General features: G+C 65.4%; 18 protein-coding genes. 10 read left to right on the top strand and 8 right to left on the bottom strand.

Annotation, left to right across the window (positions count from 1 at the left end; translation table 11 throughout):
- Positions 1-29 precede the first annotated feature (29 nt).
- Positions 30-1,868 (bottom strand): AMP-dependent synthetase/ligase, encoded by a 1,839-nt coding sequence (locus AC6JAC_RS14120; RefSeq protein ID WP_497965128.1) that lies wholly within the window; start codon positions 1,866-1,868, stop codon positions 30-32.
- A 215-nt stretch (positions 1,869-2,083) separates the two neighbouring features.
- Between AC6JAC_RS14120 and AC6JAC_RS14115 the strand changes: the two genes are divergently transcribed.
- Positions 2,084-3,175: an ROK family glucokinase gene (locus AC6JAC_RS14115; protein ID WP_347897419.1), complete on the top strand. Its 1,092-nt coding sequence runs from the start codon at positions 2,084-2,086 to the stop codon at positions 3,173-3,175.
- A gap of 30 nt (positions 3,176-3,205) precedes the next feature.
- Here the strand turns inward: AC6JAC_RS14115 and AC6JAC_RS14110 are convergent, their stop codons facing one another.
- The 3 genes from AC6JAC_RS14110 to AC6JAC_RS14100 are packed head-to-tail and all read right to left on the bottom strand — an operon-like array spanning position 3,206 to position 5,339.
- A complete protein-coding gene (locus tag AC6JAC_RS14110; RefSeq protein WP_497965126.1) occupies positions 3,206-3,760 on the bottom strand; it encodes a hypothetical protein in 555 nt (184 codons plus the stop codon).
- A complete protein-coding gene (locus AC6JAC_RS14105; RefSeq protein ID WP_028271716.1) occupies positions 3,757-4,554 on the bottom strand; it encodes an alpha/beta hydrolase in 798 nt (265 codons plus the stop codon). Before AC6JAC_RS14105 ends, AC6JAC_RS14110 begins: the two co-directional genes overlap by 4 nt.
- Positions 4,551-5,339, bottom strand: coding sequence for an alpha/beta hydrolase (locus AC6JAC_RS14100; RefSeq protein WP_028271717.1), 789 nt, complete (start codon positions 5,337-5,339; stop codon positions 4,551-4,553). The genes AC6JAC_RS14105 and AC6JAC_RS14100 overlap by 4 nt, the downstream gene beginning before the upstream one ends.
- Before the next feature lie 111 nt (positions 5,340-5,450).
- Here AC6JAC_RS14100 and AC6JAC_RS14095 point away from each other — a divergent pair, with 111 nt between their 5' ends.
- Complete coding sequence (locus AC6JAC_RS14095) at positions 5,451-6,230, top strand: lysophospholipid acyltransferase family protein (protein ID WP_497965123.1); 780 nt, start codon at positions 5,451-5,453, stop codon at positions 6,228-6,230.
- A 78-nt stretch (positions 6,231-6,308) separates the two neighbouring features.
- A complete protein-coding gene (locus tag AC6JAC_RS14090; protein WP_028271718.1) occupies positions 6,309-7,703 on the top strand; it encodes a class II 3-deoxy-7-phosphoheptulonate synthase in 1,395 nt (464 codons plus the stop codon).
- Positions 7,704-7,795: 92 nt separating this feature from the next.
- On the opposite strand, the gene AC6JAC_RS14085 is transcribed toward AC6JAC_RS14090, so the two are convergent.
- Together AC6JAC_RS14085 and AC6JAC_RS14080 are read right to left on the bottom strand one after the other, a co-directional pair.
- Positions 7,796-9,931: a Stk1 family PASTA domain-containing Ser/Thr kinase gene (locus tag AC6JAC_RS14085; RefSeq protein ID WP_497965121.1), complete on the bottom strand. Its 2,136-nt coding sequence runs from the start codon at positions 9,929-9,931 to the stop codon at positions 7,796-7,798.
- A gap of 103 nt (positions 9,932-10,034) precedes the next feature.
- Entirely contained in the window at positions 10,035-11,387 is a 1,353-nt protein-coding gene (locus AC6JAC_RS14080; RefSeq protein WP_497965119.1) for a lytic transglycosylase, read from the bottom strand.
- 243 nt (positions 11,388-11,630) lie between these two features.
- On the opposite strand from AC6JAC_RS14080, the gene AC6JAC_RS14075 reads away from it, so the two are divergent.
- The gene (locus AC6JAC_RS14075; protein WP_028271721.1) at positions 11,631-11,984 is read left to right on the top strand and encodes an Rv2175c family DNA-binding protein; all 354 of its coding nucleotides are present in this window, start codon (positions 11,631-11,633) and stop codon (positions 11,982-11,984) included.
- 57 nt (positions 11,985-12,041) lie between these two features.
- On the opposite strand, the gene AC6JAC_RS14070 is transcribed toward AC6JAC_RS14075, so the two are convergent.
- Together AC6JAC_RS14070 and AC6JAC_RS14065 are read right to left on the bottom strand one after the other, a co-directional pair.
- Positions 12,042-13,136, bottom strand: a complete 1,095-nt coding sequence (locus AC6JAC_RS14070; protein WP_028271722.1) for a polyprenyl synthetase family protein — start codon at positions 13,134-13,136, stop codon at positions 12,042-12,044.
- Positions 13,133-13,663, bottom strand: a complete 531-nt coding sequence (locus AC6JAC_RS14065; protein ID WP_028271723.1) for a hypothetical protein — start codon at positions 13,661-13,663, stop codon at positions 13,133-13,135. The genes AC6JAC_RS14070 and AC6JAC_RS14065 overlap by 4 nt, the downstream gene beginning before the upstream one ends.
- 140 nt (positions 13,664-13,803) lie before the next feature.
- On the opposite strand from AC6JAC_RS14065, the gene dinB reads away from it, so the two are divergent.
- The 6 genes from dinB (at position 13,804) to AC6JAC_RS14035 (ending at position 20,073) form a co-directional block, all read left to right on the top strand.
- A complete protein-coding gene (gene dinB, locus AC6JAC_RS14060) occupies positions 13,804-14,964 on the top strand; it encodes a DNA polymerase IV (RefSeq protein WP_156037151.1) in 1,161 nt (386 codons plus the stop codon).
- Positions 14,965-15,205: 241 nt separating this feature from the next.
- On the top strand, positions 15,206-15,580 hold the full coding sequence (locus AC6JAC_RS14055; RefSeq protein ID WP_347897430.1) for an SCO2097 family morphological protein: 375 nt from the start codon (positions 15,206-15,208) through the stop codon (positions 15,578-15,580).
- Positions 15,581-15,941: 361 nt separating this feature from the next.
- On the top strand, positions 15,942-16,370 hold the full coding sequence (gene mraZ / locus AC6JAC_RS14050) for a division/cell wall cluster transcriptional repressor MraZ (protein ID WP_028271726.1): 429 nt from the start codon (positions 15,942-15,944) through the stop codon (positions 16,368-16,370).
- A gap of 188 nt (positions 16,371-16,558) precedes the next feature.
- Positions 16,559-17,557, top strand: coding sequence for a 16S rRNA (cytosine(1402)-N(4))-methyltransferase RsmH (gene rsmH, locus AC6JAC_RS14045; RefSeq protein WP_028271727.1), 999 nt, complete (start codon positions 16,559-16,561; stop codon positions 17,555-17,557).
- Positions 17,554-18,231, top strand: coding sequence for a cell division protein FtsL (gene ftsL, locus AC6JAC_RS14040; RefSeq protein ID WP_028271728.1), 678 nt, complete (start codon positions 17,554-17,556; stop codon positions 18,229-18,231). The genes rsmH and ftsL overlap by 4 nt, the downstream gene beginning before the upstream one ends.
- A 39-nt stretch (positions 18,232-18,270) precedes the next feature.
- A complete protein-coding gene (locus tag AC6JAC_RS14035; RefSeq protein WP_028271729.1) occupies positions 18,271-20,073 on the top strand; it encodes a peptidoglycan D,D-transpeptidase FtsI family protein in 1,803 nt (600 codons plus the stop codon).
- Positions 20,074-20,108 lie beyond the last annotated feature (35 nt).

The following is a 20,108-nucleotide window of genomic DNA, read 5'->3' as shown; positions in this document are numbered from 1 at the left end:
TGTGTTGTCCGGGCTAGTGCTGTGTTGGGCTAGTGCTGGCCGGACGGCTCGGCGCGGGCCGGCCTCGGTGCAGCGTACATTTCCCCGATGACCGACTCGAAGTCCTTCATCACCTGGGCCCGCTTGACCTTCATCGAAGGCGTCAGGTGGCCGGATGCCTCGGTGAAGTCGGACGGCACAATCCGGAATGACTTGATGGCTTCCGCCTGGGATACCGACTGGTTGGCGCGGGTGATGAGGTCCTGCACGGCCGCCTTGACCACGGGATGTTCCGCCGCCTCGGCAAGGGAGGTGGTGGTCGGCAGCCCGTGCCGGTGCAGCCATCCCGGCAGGGCTTCCTCGTCGAGGGTCACCAGGGCTCCGATGAACGGCATATTGTCGCCCACCACGAGCACCTGGGAGACCAGGGCATCGGCCCGGATCTGGTCCTCCAGCAGGGCGGGGACGACGTTCTTTCCGCTGGCCGTCACGATGATTTCCTTCTTGCGGCCCGTGATGGTCAGGAAGCCGTCAGCGTCCATTTGTCCGATGTCGCCGGTGCGGAACCAGCCGTCCACGAACGTGTCGGCCGCGAGGTCCTCGCGCTTGTAGTAGCCGCGCATCACGCAGACGCCCTTGGCGAGGATCTCGCCGTCGTCGGCGATCTTCACCGCATTGCCCGGCAGGGGAGCGCCCACGGTGCCGATCCTGATCAGCGACGGGGTGTTGACCGTGATGGGCGCGGTGGTCTCGGTCAGGCCGTAGCCTTCGAGGATCTGCATGCCGATGCCCTGGAAGAAGTGACCCAGGCGTTCGCCCAGCGGGCTGCCGCCGGAGACGGCGTGGGCAACCTGGCCGCCCATGGCCGCGCGCAGTTTGCTGTAGACGAGCTTGTCGAAGAGTGCGTGGCGGAGCTTGAGGCCGAGGCCGATGGAGCCGGCCTGCCGTGCCCTCGAGTAGGCGATGGCAGTGTCGGACGCCTTGTGGAAGATGGCGCCCTTGCCGCCGTCCTCAGCCTTCGTCAAAGCGGAGTTGTAGACCTTTTCGAACACCCGCGGCACGGCCAGGATGAAAGTGGGCTTGTAGCTTTGCAGGTCCGGCAGGAGGTGCTTGATGTCCGGGGTGTGCGCGACGGTGACGCCGGCGGCTACGGCCAGGACGGAGATGAACCGGGCGAACACATGGGCCAGCGGCAGGAACATGATGGTCCGTGCCTGCTCGTGGACGATGCCGGACAGCGACGTGGCCAGGGCGTTTTCGGACAGCTCCACGAAGTTGCCGTGTGTCAGTTCGCAGCCCTTGGGCCTGCCGGTGGTGCCGGAGGTGTAGATGATCGTTGCGACGTCGGCGAGCGAGGCAAGGCTGCGGCGGGCTTCCAGGTCCTCATCGGTGACGGCGGTTCCTGCGGCACGGAGTTCGTCCAGCCCGGCGCCCTCGAGCTGCCAGACGTGGGCGAGGGAAGAGAGTCCTTCCGAGGTGGCGGCCTGCCGGATGATGTCCTCATGGTGCGCGGATTCGCCGAACGCGGCCACGGCACCCGAGTCGCCTAGGTTCCAGGCAACCTGGCTGGGTGACGACGTTTCGTAGATGGGAACCGAGATGCCGCCGGCGAACCAGATGGCGAAGTCCACCAGGGCCCACTCGTAACGCGTGCGGGACATGATGCCCACGCGGTCGCCCGCCGCCACTCCGCTGGCCATGAGTCCCTTGGCCAGGACGCGGACGTCGGCGACGAAATCGGTGGCAGTGATGTCCTGCCACTGCCCGGCGGCATCGAGCCGCGAATACAGGGACGGGTTCGAGGCCTTGGCGGCCTGCCGCAGCACCAGGTCGGTGATGTTGGTTTCGGGGGGTACATTCACCAAGGGCGGAACACTGAATTCGCGCACGATAGCTCCTTTGTTATCCATAGACCCGCAGGGGGTACTGCTAACACTAGTACGCCCGTTGCGGAGGTGTGTCCTGTTTCACCTACTGGCGAGTAACTTTACGGTTAACGGCCGGAAACCCGCCAATCCGGCCCGCCGCGAGCCGTGTCCGGAGCCGCTTCACGCAGCGCCCGGCCACGCGGGAAAACAGGGCCCGGGCAATAGAATGGGGAACCATGCACACACCAACACCCGGCGACCTGCCCAGACCCTACCGACGGACGGCCTCCTGGCGGCGCCGGAAGCCCGCCGGTCAGGACGCGCTGGCCGCAAGCCAGGGCTTTCGCGAGCATCTCCGGCTGGGGCGCAAGGGGCTGGCAATCGGTGTGGACATCGGCGGTACCAAGGTCGCTGCAGGCGTAGTCGACGCCGACGGCAGGATACTCAGCCAGGCCAGGCGCTCGACGCCCGGGAACGACCCCCGGGCAGTGGAACAAGTGATTGTGGAACTGGTCGAAGAGCTAAGCCAGGGCCACCGCATCTGGTCGGTGGGAATCGGCGCCGCCGGCTGGATGGACCTCGACGGCGGGACAGTGCTGTTCAGCCCCCACCTCGCCTGGCGCAACGAACCGCTGCGGGACAACCTCCAGCGCCTGCTGCGACGCCCGGTCCTGCTGACCAACGACGCCGACGCCGCGGCCTGGGCCGAATGGCGCTTTGGTGCCGGGCAGGGACAAAACAGGCTCGTCTGCATCACCCTCGGCACCGGGATCGGCGGCGCCATGGTGATGGACGGCCGGGTGGAACGCGGACGCTTCGGCGTTGCCGGCGAATTCGGCCACCAGATCATCATGCCCGGAGGCCACCGGTGCGAATGCGGAAACCGCGGCTGCTGGGAGCAGTATGCCTCCGGAAACGCCCTGGGCCGTGAAGCCCGCGAGCTGGCCGCCGCCAATTCACCCGTCGCGCAGGAACTCCTCAAAGCCGTGGACGGACAGGTTGACCGGATCACCGGAGTCATTGTGACGGAACTGGCCAAGGCGGGCGATCCGACGTCCAGGGAGCTCCTGGAAGACGTCGGGGAGTGGCTGGGACTGGGGCTGGCCAACCTGGCTGCCGCGCTGGACCCCGGGAAGTTCGTGATCGGCGGAGGCCTGTGCGATGCCGGCGAGCTGCTGGTGGCACCGGCACGCAAGGCTTTTGCCCGGAACCTGACCGGGCGCGGGTTCCGCCCGGCGGCGGAAATCGCCCTGGCCGCCCTGGGCCCCAACGCCGGGCTGATCGGCGCCGCGGACCTGTCACGGGTCAGCAGCCGGATGCACGGCTAACCGGGCGATCAGCAGGCTAAGCGCGGGGCACTAAACCCGCGCGCCGTCGTCGTGCTCGTCCTTTTCCTGCGGCAGCTGCATGATCAGGTAGATCACGGAGACGACGAATGCGGCGACGATTCCCAAGATGGCCATCAGCGGCGCCGACCGCCAGAACATGGCGGCCAGCACCAGGGCGACGGGACCGCCCACGGCACCCAGCCAGGCGAGCATGGTCAGGGGATCCGTGCCGGCCAGGCTCGGCGGTTCCTCAGGTACGAACGGTTCGTCGTCGTCGGCGTCGTAATCCCTCGGCCCGCCGGTTGCCTCCGTCTCAGCTGTGCCTCCGTGGTCCGCCCCCAGCTGCGGTTCGCGGACGGCGGCCTGGCGTTCAGACGCAGAGGGCTCCGTCGGCGCGGCTCCGGACAGGCCCAGCGGATCGAAGTCGCGGAAGGGCCGTTTGGCTGGCTGGCTGCCCTCGACGGCGTCACCGGTGCCGTCAGCGGCCGGAGTGTCGCTGCCCTCGAGCCGGGCCACTAGGTCGAGCCATACGGCGTCGTCCTGGTTCGCGCTCTGGTCGGAGGAATTGGAGTCGGATCGGGTCATCGGCCATGTCCTTCACGGCTAGCGGGGGACGGGTCCAGGTTTCCCGGAACCACGGCGCGGATAAATTCCGCGGTCCCGCTGAAAATCTCTGCGGCATCGTTGTCCAGGGTGGCCACGTGGTAGCTGTTGCCCAGGGTGCTCAGCTGGAGCGTGGCATGGGTGAGGCCGCGGCGCAGCGCCACGATGCTCGAATCCGACACGACGTGGTCCACCGTGGAACGGAACACCCGGACCGGTGCAGTGATCCGCGGCAGCAGCCGCCGCGTGTCCCTGAACAGTTTGTTCAGTTCGTGCGCCGCCGCCACGGGTGTCCGCGGGTAGGCGCCCTCGTCCGTATTCGGCTTGAGGATGTCGTTCGCGATGGCTGGAGTGCTTTTCAGGACCAGCTTCAGGACACCGGCCAGCGGCGCCCGGGGATCATCAATGACCAGGCCCGGATTGACCACGATGGCACCCGCCACCGGACGCTGGGCTGCCACCCTCAGGGCGAGTGCCCCGCCCATGGACAGGCCGGCCGTGAACACATGGTCGCATTCGGCCTCAAGCTCCAGGTACGCCGCGTCGTAGGCGGAATACCACTGCTGCCAGCGGGTCCTGGCGAGTTCCTGCCAGCTGGTCCCGTGCCCCGGCAGCAGCGGCATCCGCACCGCAAAGCCGGCGTCGGCCAGTGACTGGGCCCAGGCCCGCACACCGTGCGGGCTTCCGGTGAAGCCGTGGGACACGGCAACGCCGATCGACGGGCCGTCTCCGGTAAAGGGGGAACTCAGGGGGCTGTGGTCGGCGGCGATGCTCATGATGTCTCCGAAGGTACGTGGTGCTGCGCGTGCTCATGGAAGAAGGAGGACGAATTCCGGAAGATCACGGGGGCATCGTTGTCCAGGGTGGCCACGTGGCCGCTGTTGGGCAGCGGCACCACGCGAAGCGAGGCCGACCCCAGCCGCCGCCTGATCAGCTCAAGGGACGACGGCGGCACAACGTCGTCGGTGTCCGATTTGAAAACCAGAACCGGCGCCGTGACGCGGGGCAGTCCACGGCGGGCGGCGGCAAACAGCTTCTTCAGCTGGTGGACGGCGGCCAGCGGCGTCTGCGAATAGTCGCCGTCCTCAGTGGTGGCCGCGGTGGGGTTGGCTTCCACAATCGGCAGCGTGGTCTGTTGGAAGTACTTCAGGATGCCGATAATACGGACTCTGCGGTCGTAGAAGCTGAGCCCGGGATTGACCACGGCCACACCGGCAACGCGATGGCGGGACGCCGTGCGCAGGGCGACGGCGCCGCCCATGGACAGCCCCGCGACGTAGCAGGTGTCAGTCCGGCCGGCGAGCTCAAGGTAGGCGGCTTCGAAGGCACCGGCCCAGTCCCGCCAGCCCGAGCGGGCCAGCTCGCGCCAGTCAGTCCCGTGCCCGGGCAGGAGCGGGACTGAAACGGCGAACCCCTGCTCCGCCAGGTGCAGGGCCCACGGCATGACGCTGAGGGGACTTCCCGTGAAGCCGTGGCAAATGGCGACGCCGATCCGGGCATTGCTTCCGTGGCCGGGGTAGCTGAAAGCGGCAGGCACAGTCGGTTTGCTGCTTTCTCTCATGTGCCCATCGTGTCACCATTCACCACAAATCTCACTAGAGTAGGGTTGCATTGAAGTCCTGGCCGGGCCCGACGAAGGGGCGGCCAGACGCCTTCCGGAGAGGTACACCACGTGTTTTATTGGTTCATGAAGACGTTCGTCCTGGGACCGGTGCTAAAGCTCCTGTTCCGGCCCTGGGTCAAAGGGCTGGACAACGTCCCGGCCGAAGGCGCAGCCATCCTGGCGTCCAACCATCTGTCGTTTTCCGACTCCATCTTTATGCCGCTGATGGTTCCGCGTCCCGTGGTCTTCCTGGCGAAGTCGGAATACTTCACCGGCACGGGCCTCAAGGGCCGGCTGACTGCACTCTTCTTCCGGCTGACCAACCAGCTGCCCATGGACCGGTCGGGCGGCGCGGCCTCGGCCGCTTCGCTGAACGCCGGAATGGACGTCCTCTCGCACGGTTCGCTGCTGGGAATTTATCCGGAAGGAACCCGCAGCCCCGATTCTCGCCTGTACCGCGGCAAGGTGGGTGTGGCAAAACTTGCCCTGCAGGCCCGGGTTCCGGTGATTCCCGTCGCCATGATCGGCACGGACAAAGTCCAGCCGATCGGTAAGCGGATGCCGAACATCCGGCGCATCGGCATGATCTTCGGCGAACCGCTGGACTTCAGCCGCTACTACGGCCTGGAGGAAGACCGGCTGATCCAGCGTTCCGTGACCGACGAAATCATGTACGAACTCATGCGCCTCTCGGGGCAGGAGTATGTGGACGAATATGCGGCAGTCGTCAAACTGCGGCTGGCGGGCACACCCGCTGACGGCTCAGGCAGCGCCGGCGGCCCGGACGTATCCGGCGGCTCGGACGGATCCGGAGGGGGCGCCGGCCCCGCGGAACCCGACAAAGCGTGACGCCGGTTCTGTGACGGTGGTTTGGGGCGAATGACGGTTGCGGTGCGTAAACGCCGATCCGGGAACTAGTCTTGTAGTGTGACTGAGCTATCCGCAAAACCTGCCTCCCTGCTGACCAGTACCGCCCAGAGCGGCGCCGCCAACTATCCGGGACTGGACCACTGGCGGGACCTGCCGGTTTCCCAGCAGCCCAGCTGGCAAAACAAAGAGGTCTTTGACACGTCCGTGAAGGAACTTTCCGTCCTTCCGCCGCTCGTCTTCGCCGGCGAGGTGGACATCCTCCGCGAACGGCTGGCCGCTGCCGCGCAGGGCAAGGCGTTCCTGCTCCAGGGCGGGGACTGCGCCGAAACCTTCGAGGCCGCCACGGCGGACAAGATCAGCGCACGGGTCAAAACCATCCTGCAGATGGCCGTCGTCCTCACCTACGGCGCGGCCATGCCCGTCATCAAAATGGGCCGGATGGCCGGACAGTTCGCCAAGCCGCGTTCCTCCAACGATGAAACGCGCGACGGCGTCACCCTCCCGGCGTACCGGGGCGACATTGTCAACGGCTACGATTTCACGCCGGAATCCCGGGCCCACGACGCCGGCCGGATGCTCAAGGCGTACCACACGTCGGCCTCCACGCTGAACCTCATCCGGGCGTTCACGCAGGGCGGCTTCGCTGACCTGCGCCTGGTTCACCACTGGAACAAGGGCTTCACCGAGAACCCGGCCCACGCCCGCTACGAGTCGCTGGCACGCGACATCGACCGGGCCATCAAGTTCATGGCGTCCTGCGGCGCGGACTTCGAAGCCCTGAAAAGGGTCGAATTCTTCGCGAGCCACGAGGCGCTGCTGCTCGACTACGAGCGCGCACTGACCCGCATCGATTCCCGCACCGGACTTCCGTACGACACCTCGGCCCATTTCCTCTGGATCGGCGAACGCACCCGCGAACTGGATCACGCCCACGTCGACTTCCTGTCCCGCGTCCGCAACCCGATCGGCGTCAAGCTGGGCCCCAAGACCTCCGGCGACGACGCCCTGCGGCTCATCGACAAGCTCGATCCGGACCGCGAACCCGGACGGCTGACCTTCATCACCCGGATGGGCGCGGGCAACATCCGCGAGAAGCTCCCCGCCATCGTCGAGAAGGTCACGGCCTCCGGCGCGCAGGTTCTCTGGGTCACCGATCCCATGCACGGGAACACTGTCACCTCGCCCAACGGCTACAAGACCAGGAACTTCGACGACGTCATCGACGAAGTCCGCGGCTTCTTCGAAGTCCACCACTCGCTGGGCACCATTCCCGGCGGCCTGCATGTTGAGATGACCGGGGACGACGTCGCGGAGTGCCTCGGCGGTGCCGACCCGATCGACCAGGAAGCCTTCCTGGACCGCTACGAATCGGTCTGCGACCCGCGCCTGAACCACATGCAGTCCCTGGAGATGGCCTTCCTCGTCGCAGGAGCCCTGTCCAAGCGCCCCTGATCCGACTCGGACGCGCTGATTGACTGCGCTGATTAATCACAAAGCTCCGCCCGGCTGGAACCAGCCGGGCGGAGCTTTTTAGTGGGTCCAGGTCAGACGACGGTGAGGGTGATGAGTGACCCTTCGGGCACCTGGGTGTCCACCGGATCCTGGTCGCGCACCGTTCCGAAGAAGCCGCCCAGGATGTTGTTTACCCGTACCTCGAAGCCGAGCTTCTCCAGCGCCTTGCGGGCATCATTGGCCTGCTTGCCGATGTAGCTGGGCACATCCACGAGTTTGGGTCCCTTGGAGACCGTCAGGGTGACGGTATCGCCCCGGGTCAGGGTGCCGGAGGACGGGTTCTGGGCCACGACGGCGCCCTTGGGGACCTTCTTGTCGTTGACCGTTTCGGGGGAGATTACTGCCTTCAGTCCGGCCGCCTCAAGCGCCTTGACTGCAGCGCCCTGTTCCTGGCCGCGCACATCCGGGACGGCAATGGGCTCCGGCCCCTTCGAGACAGTGAGGCTGATGGGCGTGCCGCGGCGGGCGGGGGTGCCCGCCGCCGGGTCCTGGGCGAGGACGGTTCCCGCCGGACCGGTTTCGCTGTAGGTCTCCGTGACTTTGCCCAAGGCCATCTCTGCCCCGTTGAGCTGGGTCTTGGCCTCGTCCAATGACTTGCCGGTCAGTCCGGGAAGCGGAAAAAGTTGGGGGCCCTTGGACACGAAAAGCGACACCAACTGGAACTTGCGGATTTCCCGCCCTGCCTCAGGTTCGGTGCCGACGACGAGCCCGGCCCGGATATCGTCGTCGAAAACATCCTTTGTGGTGGACTGGAACCCTGCAGTGCCGAGCAGTTGCTGGGCCTCGGCCACCGTCTTGTTGGCTACCCGCGGAATGGTGCCGGGGGAGCCGGGTCCCATGCCGAAGAACCAGCCGGCGCCCGTTGCGAGCAACGCGGCGATGACCAGGATGATGATCCACAGGATGCCTCGACGGCGGGGACTACCTTCGCGAAGGGACCGGACCGGCGTTGACGCAGCCTTCGACTGTGCCTTGGCGGCGTCGCGGTCCTGCTTGCGCTGTGCCCGCTTACTCAATGGAACCGCGTCGTCCGGCCCGTCGTCGCCGGCATCCGCGAAGTCGGATTCCGTTTCCGGCGGGGCCGCCAGGGCGCCAAACCGGCCCGTCCGCCCGGGGGAAGCAGACAGCACCGTGGTGGGATTGCTTTGGCGGGTGATGATTTCCGTCGGATGCTGGCCGGCGGACAGGACCTCCGTGTGGTCGTGGCGCTCAGGGGGCCGGGCCGCGGCGGGTCGACCTGAGGGCGGGTGGGCGGGAGGCCGCAGCCCGGCCGGAGAATGGGCGACGGCGGCGATAGCCGCCGGGGGCTGGAGATCCAGTTCCGCGTCGGTCAGGTTGGTGCGGATGTGCCTGAGTTCGGACAGCAGCGCATTGCCGTCCACCGGACGCTGTTCAGGGTCACGCGCCGTGCACCACTGCACCAGCTCGTCCACCTCGGCAGCCAGCCCCGGCACAACCGCCGAGGGGGCCTGGACGGAGGAGTTTACGTGCTGGTAGGCCACCTGGATGGGGACCTCGCCGTCGAACGGCTGCTTCCCGGTGATCATTTCGTACAGCATGATGCCCACTGAGTAGATGTCGCTGCGGGCGTCGGCCTGCCTGCCGAGCACGAGCTCGGGGGACAGGTAGGCCACGGTGCCGATCAGTGCCCCGGTGCTCGTCGAGGTGGTGACGGCACGGGCCAGCCCGAAGTCGCCCACCTTGATTCGGCCGTCGTCGGCGATCAGGACATTTTCGGGCTTGATATCGCGGTGGATCAGCCCGGCGGAGTGCGCCGCTCCGAGGCCTTCCACTACTGGGTCGATCAGCGCCAGGGCCAGCCGCGGAGACAGCGCACCCTTCTCCTTGATGACGTCCCGGAGGGTGTGGCCTTTGATGTACTCCATGACCAGGTAGGCCGTGTGACCGTCGCTGCCCTGGTCCAGGACGCCCACCACATGGGCGTGGGACAGCTTGGCCGCGGCCTTTGCCTCCCGGCCCAGCCTGTCCAGGAAGTTTCCGTCGTTGACGAGGTGCGGATGGAGGACCTTGAGTGCGACGTCGCGCTCAAGACGCTGGTCCGTGGCCAGGTAGACAGTGGACATTCCGCCGCGCGCCAGCCTGGACTGAACCCGGTAGCGGTTGTCCACCAGGGTTCCAACGAGGGAGTCCGACACTTTTTCCTGCACCTTACGATCCTAAGTGCTACACGGAAACGGGCCCGAATCGACATGCAATCCGGACCCGTATCGTTACCCTCCCGGCACCCGCCTTTGCGGTGCCGTTATGGTTCTAGCCGAAGTTCTTCTGATGCGCCTTGATGGCTGCCACGTAGGCCTTGGTGTCGTCGAACATGCCGTTCTTGCTGACGGAATACTGGCCCTGGTAGTAGCCGGCGATGGCGTGGTCCAGGTCCTTGCTCGTGCGGATCAGCTGGCGAATGATGGCTACGCCTGCGGTTGCATTGTCATAGGGATCGAGCAGGTTCAGTTTGCGGCCCACCAGGTCGGAGGCCCATTCGCCCGACGTGGGGATGACCTGCATCGTGCCGATGGCGTTGGCCGGCGAGACTGCGCGCTGGTCGAAGCCGGACTCCTGGTAGGCGAAGGCAAGGGCCAGCGAGGGGTCCACGCCCATCCGACGTGCCGTATCGGCGACGATCGACTTCATCTGTTCCCGAGTGGGTACGGGAGAAGCGTTGAGCAGGGCCTTGTTCTGGTTGGCGGAAGAGACCACGGCGGCGGGGTAGGTGAAACCAAGGAAGGAGCTCGGCACCAGGGGAGTGACGCTGGCAGCCGGCTGGATCGAAGCGCCGGGGATGACCAGCTTGTTGCCGGGGTAGATAACGCTGGACAGGGTGAGTTTGTTCGCCGAGAGGATGTCTGAGAGCTTGACGCCGTGCTTTGCGGCGATGGCGGACAGCGTGTCCCCGGATTTCACCGTGTAGGAGCCCGAACTGGGGGCGGGGGCCGGAGCAGGAGCCGGGGTGGCCGCGGGGGCCGGGGCAGGTGCCGGGGCGGAGGACTGGCCGCCGCCGATCTTGATCTTCTGGCCCGGGTAAATGATGGAATTCATGTTGAGGCCGTTCCAGCTCAGCACCTCTGACAGCTTCACTCCGTGGCGCGCGGCGATGGCCCCCAGGGTGTCACCGGACTTTACGGTGTAGACACTTCCGCCGGACGTGGCGGGCGCAGGGGCCTCGGGCTTCGCCACCGGAGCGGAAGGCGCCGGGGCTGACCCGGTCAGTTTGATCTTCTGGCCCGGGTAAATGATGGTGTTGGGCTGCAGGTTGTTCAGCTTCAGGATGGCATTGGTGTCGAGGCCGTAGCGGCCCGCAATGCCGCTGATGGTGTCACCGCGGGCAATGGTGTACTCAGCCGGAGCGGACGGCTGGGCGGGCCGGAGGGAGGCCGGGATTGAGGTGGAGACCGACGCGGCCGGAATGACGCCCGCCTTGAGGGCGGCTTCCTGGGCCTGCATCGCGGCTGCCAAGGTGGCAGGAACAACCCGCGGACGGGCTTCCGCGGCCGCCGGCTGGGCGATGGCGAGAGAGGACAGGACGACGGCCGGAAGGGCGGCCGTGGTCGCCGCAATCATAGGCAGGCTCGGCCTGGGGTGCTGCTTTGGCGATCGGGGCGTCGTCATGGGAGTGATCCTCTTCTCAGCGGCGAATGCTGTCGGTCAGGCCGTTGTTACGAATGGTACTAGTGTTACTAAAGTTAGCGTTGATGCAAATGTGATCTATGTGAATCTCTCACGAATTGCTGATTAGCACAAGAAATGTATGGCATCTCTTATATGCCTTTTTTCGGAGTGTCGATTTACGCCTTCCGCCCGCCTCATTGCGCTGACTAGGCGCAACAGTGCACCGCGTGGCAATCTTGATCCGTGAGTACTGTAGAAAGCCTTGTAGGCGAATGGCTGCCCCTGCCCGACGTTGCAGAAATGATGAACGTCTCCATTACTAAGGTCCACGGTTTGCTGGACGAAAAAGCACTGGTGGCATTGAGGGTCGGTGAACGCCGCATCAGGTCGGTGCCGGCGGACTTTATGCAGGACGGCCATCCGGTCGAGAGCCTTAAGGGGACCATTGTGGTCCTGTCGGATGCAGGGTATTCCGACGAGGAACTCGTCACGTGGCTTTTCACCCCGGATGAATCACTGCGTGGCCGTCCGATTGACGCCCTGCGTGAAGGCCGGAAGACGGAAATCCGCCGCAGGGCACAATCCCTCGCCTGGTAATCCCCGCCCGGCAGTACCGCGCGGTTATTCCACGCGCGGTGGCCGCGCCCCCCGAAATCAGGAGGCGCGGCTGACGGTGGCCTCGGCGAGTTTCCGCAGGGCCGTCTTGGGAAGGTCTTCCAGTGGAAGCATGTCCAGTTCGCTGAAGGCGGCGCGGCCGAATTCCTCAATCAGGACTTCGGTGGCCTGGAGCGCACCGCAGTCCACGATGATGCGGCGGATTTCCTCCACATCATCGTCGGACAGGTCCGGGCTTCCGAGCTTTGCGTCGAGGAAGCGGGACTCCTCCGGGGACGCCTGGTCGAGGGCGAAGGCCACCAGGACCGTCCTCTTTCCCTCCCTGAGGTCATCGCCCGCCGGCTTTCCGGTGGTCACGGGATCGCCGAACACTCCCAGCACGTCGTCCCGGAGCTGGAACGCTTCGCCCAGCGGCAGCGCGAACGCTGAGTAGCCGCGGAGGAGTTCATCGGACGCTCCGGCCAGGGCACCTCCGAGGGCGAGCGGGTGCTCCGTGGAATACTTCGCCGACTTGAACCGGATGATTGACTGGGCCCGGCTGACCGCTCCGGCCCGGTCGCGCATGGGACCTGCGACTTCTTCCAGGATGTCCAGGTACTGCCCGGCCATCACCTCGGCCCTCATCAGGTTGAAGATCAGCCGTGCCTGGCTCCCTGATGCTGCCGCCTGGCCGATGTCCGTGAACGTTTCTTCACTGAACGACAGGCAGAGGTCGCCGGTCAGGATGGCTGCGGCATGGCCGAACCGCTCACTGTCCAGGGCCCAGCCCTGGTCTTCATGCAGCTGGCTGAAGCGCCGGTGGACGCTCGGTCCGCCGCGCCGCGTATCGGACCGGTCGATGATGTCATCGTGAATCAATGCCGCCGCCTGGAAGAGCTCCAGTGCCGATCCGGCAGTGATCACCTCATTGGCAGCAGCGTCCCCGCCTGCGCCGCGCCACCCCCAGTAGCACATCAGCGCACGCAGCCGCTTTCCGCCGGTGACCAGGTTGGAGATGGACCCCATCAGCGGATCGATGTCCTGGGAAATGGCGGACATCACGGACTGGCGGGTCGCCAGGAAGTCATTGAGCTTGCCCGCGACAGCGGCTACGTAGGCCGTCTGCTCCAGGCGCAGCTGCTCCGCGACCGTCACTTCGCGGACTCAGCTGCGACGTTGGCGCCGATGGTGAACGTGGAGACCCCGCCGGTTTCCACCACTGCGATGTTCACGGTTTCGTTGTCACCGCGGAGGAAGTCCTTGGACGCGACCGCGCCCACGTTCTCGCCGGGCACTGCTTTGAAGCCTTGGGCTTCAAGCTCTTTGGTGTAGAACGCTACGACGGCGGCAGCCGGGGAGGTGATGTTTCCCACCAATGCCGCTGTTGCCGGAGTGGAGGTCTTGTCGAAGCTGCTGGACACCACCTTTGCCCCCGGCATCACGGGCAGCAGTTTCTCGGGGAAGCCGGCCACCAATGCGCCGACGGCGGCGGTGGTTCCAGGGGAGGCGGTGGGGCTCGCGGGGGCGGTGGCGGATGCCTGTCCGGTGACGGAAGCTGAAGCGCTGGCAGTCCCGGTGGCTGTGGCGCCGGGATTGGCCGGGGTGCACGCCGCCAGGGCCAGCACCGCGCCGGCCACGATCACGGCGCAGCCCGCAGGCTTGAGCTTTCCAATTACCTTCACAGGGACATTCCTCCTGGTGTTGACGCCGGATGCAGCCTCCAGTTTAGTCAGTACCACGGCATAGGATTGAAGACGTGGGGTCGGAACAGGATAAACAGCAGCTCGAAGCGACCCTCCGGGAGCTCCGGCGAAGCAGCATCATGCATGTGGACATGGACGCCTTTTTCGTCTCCGTGGAGCTTCGGACCCGGCCCGAACTTCGCGGCAAACCGGTGATTGTGGGTTACCCGGCGGAGCGTTCGGTGGTGCTGTCCGCGTCCTATGAGGCCCGGAAATTCGGGGTCAAGTCGGCGATGCCCATGGCAATAGCGGCGCGCATGTGCCCCTCGGCCGTCATTATCGAACCCCGGCACAAGCTCTACTACGAGGTTTCCGCCCAGCTCATGGCCATCTTCGGGTCGATTACGGAGCTGGTGGAGCCGCTGAGCGTCGACGAGGCCTTCCTCGACGTCGGCGGAGCAATCCGGCGGCTGGGCAGTCCGCGCGAGATCGGCGGGATCATCCGCCGGCGCGTGCACGAGGAACTCGGCATCACGGCCTCCGTGGGCATTGCGGCCAGCAAATTTGTCGCCAAGATCGCATCCACCCGCTGTAAGCCGGACGGGCTCCTGCTGATCGGGCCGGATGAGACCGTCGCCTACCTGCACAGCCTTCCCGTCAACGCGCTGTGGGGCGTGGGGGCGAAGACGGGCGAGGTGCTGGCCCGCATGGGAATCCGGAGCGTGGCCGATGTCGCCGCGACGCCGCCGTCGGTACTGAAGAAGCTGCTGGGGGCGTCAGGGGAGCACGTCTACAGGCTGTCGTGGGGGATTGATCCCCGTGCCGTAACCCCCGTCCGCCTCGAGAAGAGTATCGGCGCCGAGGAAACGTTCGCCGTTGATACAGCCGACGACGCCCTCCTGCACCGTGAACTGCTGCGCCTGTCCCACCGGACCGCCGAGCGGCTCCGAAGCACGGGGATGGTGGCGAGGACCATTTCCCTCAAGCTCCGCTACACCGATTTCTCCACCATCACGCGCAGCCGGACGGTGCACGCCCCGGTCGACAGTGCACAGCTGATCTACGCCGTGGCCGTTCAGCTCCTGGAATCGCTCGGTCCGCGGGCCATGACGGTCCGGCTCGTCGGCGTCCGGGCCGAACAGCTTGAGGAAGCTGCCCAGACTTCGCTCCAGCTGAGCTTTGACCGCCGCGACGACAACTGGCGGGCCGCGGAACAAGCACTGGACAAGGTGGCGGCCAAGTTCGGCTCGAAATCGGTGCTCCCGGCGCGCCTGATGGACCCGCACACGCCCGGAGAGTGACCGTTCCGCCGCGCCGGAGTGTCTTTCAGAACAGGGCGCAACAAACTATCCTTAGATATACATAGATTTCGAACGTCTGGACTTACCGAACACCCTGCTGAACAGGTCCGCCGTCCGAATGCGTGGAATCCGGCCTTTCGTTATACGGTGGCCGGGAACCTCCCGCGCATGCCGGACGTTAGTGGATTGACAACACAGGACCAGGGCAGGTCCGGACGTTGGCCGACTTAAGGAGGTCGTGATGCCGCTCTCGGAGCACGAACAGAAGCTGCTCGAGCAGCTGGAGAAGCAGCTGCACGAGGACGATCCGAAGTTTGCCAATTCAATGGGATCGGATCCGGGCCGCAACTGGTCCACGCGCCACATCGTGATCGGCGTGCTGGCCACACTGGCCGGTGTCCTCCTCCTGCTGGTGGGCGTATCACTTCAGAGCATTTTTGTTGGTGTCCTCGGATTTATCGTGATGGGAGCCGGAGTCTATTTTGCAACGATGCGCAGCTCCGCCGCCGGCAAAGCGAAATCAACCGGTGGCAAGAAAACCGGCAAGGGGCGCAGTTCGTTCATGAGCGGCCTTGAAGAACGCTGGGATGAACGGCGCCGGGGTGAGCAGCAATAACCCGACCGTGACAGCGTTCAGCTAACGCTCCACTTCGCACCACCTGCCCCTGGCAGACCTGCAGAAAGACCCGCCGCGGCGGGTCTTTTGCTTTTAACGGCCGGCGCTCGCGGACGCGACGCCGTCCGGTCCGTGCCGTCCGCCGTCGTGCTGTTCTTCGCGCCCCTCCAGGCGCCGATATCCCTCCACTTTCCACCACCCGCCCAGAACCCCGGATTTCCGGGGCGGGATTTGTCCAAACCCGGGACGAATCTTCCGTGTCGCGTTGACTGTGGAGCGATGTGGAGTAAAGTGGAGCAGGTAAGAGGGTAGTGGCAGCACAGGGGACGTGCAGCTCCTGACGACAGACAGGCGGGTGGCCATGTTTCTTGGCACTCACTCACCGCGTCTGGACGAAAAGGGGCGGATCATCCTCCCAGCGAAGTTCCGTGAGGAACTTGCCAGCGGACTGGTTCTCACAAGGGGCCAGGAACGCTGCATCTACGTCTTCAGTGAGCGGGAATTCGAGCGGATTCACGAGCAAATGCGGGAGGCGCCCATCTCCTCCAAGCAGACTCGTGACTACATCCGGGTTTTCCTCTCTGGAGCCTCGGACGAGGTACCTGACAAGCAGGGGCGCGTGACTATTCCTCCCGCACTCCGGGCATACGCAGGTCTTGGCAGGGAGCTCGCCGTTATCGGCGCAGGCTCCCGGGCAGAGATCTGGGATGCCCAGGCCTGGAACGAGTACCTGGCAGAAAAGGAAACCTCCTTCTCTGAAACCGACGACGCCATCCCGGGAATCTTCTGAGGCCCGGAAGCGACGACGGCAGCGTTTCTTGAACGAGATCTCCAGCCGCCCATCCGAACGTTTTCCTGGCTCACTTCCCCGGAGCCAGGCGGACGTTGGGATAGGCGCGGATGGGGATCTGGCTTAAGAACCGCACCGAGGACCAGCCAGGCCCAGCAAGGCAAACAGAGGCACGAAAGGACGAAGGTATGAGCGATCCCAACCAGCCAAAACCCACGTCCGAACGCCATGTACCGGTCCTCAAGGACCGGTGCATCAATTTGTTGGCCCCTGGCATCGAGGCGGCCCGCAGCCGGGGCGAGACGCCGGTGGTCATCGACGCAACCCTGGGAATGGGCGGTCACTCCGAAGCCCTGCTCCAGCGGTTTCCGGACCTTCACCTCATCGGAATCGACCGCGACGAAGAAGCCCTGGCCCTGGCCGGCGAGCGTCTGAAGCCCTTCGAAAACCGCTCTGACCTGGTCCACGCCGTCTACGACGAAATCCCGGACGTCCTCCGGGACCTTGGCGTCGGGGAAGTCCACGGCGTCCTGATGGACCTGGGCGTATCCTCCCTGCAGCTGGATGAGCGCGAACGCGGTTTTGCCTATTCTTTTGATGCGCCCCTGGATATGCGCATGGACACGAGCCGGGGCCAGACGGCCGCGGACGTCGTGAACAACTACAGCGAAGAGGACCTGGTCCGGATCATCCGCAAGTGGGGTGAGGAAAAGTTCGCCGGCAGGATCGCTAACCGCATCGTGGCTGCGCGCGCAGTCAAGCCGTTCACCACCACGGGTGAACTGGTCGACACCATCCGCGCGGTGGTTCCGGCAGGGGCGGCGAAGACCGGAGGCCACCCGGCCAAACGGACCTTCCAGGCCCTGCGGATCGAAGTCAACGAGGAACTCGACGTCCTGGAACGTGCGGTGCCTGCCGCTGTGGACGCCCTCGCGATGGGGGGCCGCGTCGTGGTCATGTCCTACCACTCGCTGGAGGACAAAATCGTCAAGAAAGTCTTCCAGACCGGATCCAAGTCCTCCGCGCCGCTGGGCTTCCCGGTGGAACTGGAAGAACACAAGCCCGAACTCAAAACCCTGACTAAGGGCACCGAGGTGCCCACCGCCGATGAAATCGCCGAAAACCCACGCGCAGCGTCCGCCCGGTTGCGCGCAGTTGAACGAATCAGAGCCAGGAGGGCCGCATGAGCACCGCCGCTGCCAAGAACTTCCCAGTCGTGTCCGGCACGGCGGCCCGAGCCCTCACAGGCCTTAAGCCTTCCGGTGGATCCGAGCGGAAGCTGCGGACCCCGCTGTCCGTGGTCCGTTCGACCCCGCGCAAGCGCAGGGCTCCTTTTGTTGTGCTCTGCTTCGCACTGCTGGCGGTCGCCCTCATGGCGGTCCTGGTTTTGAACATCTCGGTTTCCACAGCGCAGTACCAGCTGGTGCAGCTCAGGAGCAACCAGTCCACCCTGACGAAGCAGAACCAGGACCTGACACAGCAGGTCCAGAACTTCGACGCTCCCCAGAACCTGGCCGCCCGGGCCTCGGAACTGGGCATGGTGGCTTCCACCGGCAAGGGGCAGATCGACCTCTCCACACTGGTCGTCAGCGGCACACCCAAACCGGCAGTCAAGGGTGACAAGCCCGGAGCCATCATTGCAGCGCCGGCAGTCGCCGGGCAGCTGACGGTGGTTCCTCCCGCCACTACCAAGGAGCCACTGGCCGTCCGCAAGCCGGCGCAGGAGGCCGCTTCGGCGCCGGCGGCAGCAGCTGCCCAGGCTGCCGCTGCCGCGAAGCCGCCGGCCGCCGCGAAGCCCGCGGCCGATCTCCACGGCGGATCCGTTCCGGCACCAAAGCAGAAGACGCCGGGCAGTAACTGACAGGACTGACCACCAGTAAGCAAGCAGCAAGGACTCACCGTGGCGCAGAGCACCGGCAAGAAAACAACCGCAAAAGTGCCGAACGCCACCAGGAGGCTCCGCCTCGGCTTGGGTATGATGCTGGCGCTGCTGCTGGTGGTCGGTGGCAAACTGTTCATGGTCCAGGGACTGGACATCGGCGGAATGGCTGAGGCCGCGTTGAACAACCGCCTGACGCCGATCGAGCTCCCCGCCGAACGCGGCAGCATCCTGGACGCCAACGGAACTGTCCTCGCCAACAGCGTCATCCGCTACAACGTAGTGGTGGACCAGCGCGTCAACACCAAGACGGAGTCGTTCAAGCGACTGGACACGGTGGGTGACAAGGAAGAGCTCGTCACCGTTTCCAGGGACAAGGGCATCGAGGAACTGGCCGCCGTGCTGGGGCAGGACCCCGCGGACGTCAAGGAGGCCTTGACGGGGGAGAAGCCCTATTACATCGTGGCGAAGGACCTCAAGCCCGATATGGAGGACCGGATCTCCCAGCTGCAGATCCCAGGCATAGTCACCGTAGGCACCAGCAAGCGCGTTTACCCGAACGGCTCTGTCGCCGGCGGGATCGTCGGTTTCCTGCAGGACGGAACAACCGGGCAGGCGGGCTTGGAGCAGACCCAGGACGAGGTCCTCAAGGGAACTCCCGGCAAGCGGCTCTTCGAAATCGGCGCCGACGGCTTGCGCATCCCCGTCGGCGTGGACGAACTGACGCCCGCCGTCGACGGCAAGGACATCCGCCTCACCCTCAATTCCGACCTGCAGTACTTTGCCCAGCAGGCAATCCAGAACCAGTCGGACAAGCTGAGCGCCGAATGGGGCGTCATCATCGTCCAGGACATCAAGACCGGCAACATCATCGCCATGGCAGACACCAACGCCCCGGATCCCAACGACCCCGGCAAGGTGGCCGCCAAGGACCGCGGCGTACGGTCAGTGACGGCCGCATACGAACCGGGTTCCGTGGAAAAGATGATCACGGCCGCCGCCGTGATCGAGGAGGGCAAGTCAAGCCCGCTGGACAAGTTCACCATCCCGCCGTCCTACGTGGTGGACGGCCAGGTCTTCACCGACTCGTTCGATCACGGGACCGAGGAACGGACCCTGGCCGGGATCCTGGGCTGGTCGATGAACACCGGAACGGTCATGGCCGGGCAGCGGCTGACCAAGGAACAGCGCCACGACTGGCTGCAGAAGTTCGGCATCGGCGAAGCCCCCGACATCGGGATTCCCGCCGAAGCCACCGGCATCCTCACCCCTGCTGACCAGTGGGACGGCCGGCAGGAGTACACCGTCCTCTTCGGCCAGGGCGTTTCGCAATCCACCCTGCAGACCGTCCGCGCCTACCAGTCGATTGCCAACAACGGCGTGATGCTCCAGCCGCGCCTGATCGACAGCTACATCAGCCCGGACGGAACCGAGGAAAAGGTCCCGGCGAAGGAGAGCCGTCAGATCGTGTCCAAGGAAACCGCACAGCAGGTCCGGGACATCCTGGAGAGCGCCGTGACCGAGGGGCAGATCAAGGAAGCAGCAATCGACGGCTACCGCGTGGGCGCTAAAACCGGAACGTCCCAGTCGCCGTGCGACGACGGCAAATCCGGGTACTGCGGCTACACGGCCTCCATGGTGGGAATGGCGCCGATGGACGATCCGCGGTTTATTGTTGAAGTTGTCCTGCAGCGCCCCAAGGGCAGCATCTACGGAATCACCAATGGTCCCGTGTTCCGCTCGGTGATGAGCCAGGCGCTGCGGACGTACAACGTTCCGCCGTCAACGGGCGAGCCGGTCAGGCTGCCCCAATACGTCAAGTAGCACGTCCACAACATCGTACGCATCAGGGGATCTTC

The sequence above is a fragment of the Arthrobacter sp. KUASC02 genome (assembly GCF_059739395.1).
This window is presented reverse-complemented; position numbering and strand designations above follow the sequence as displayed.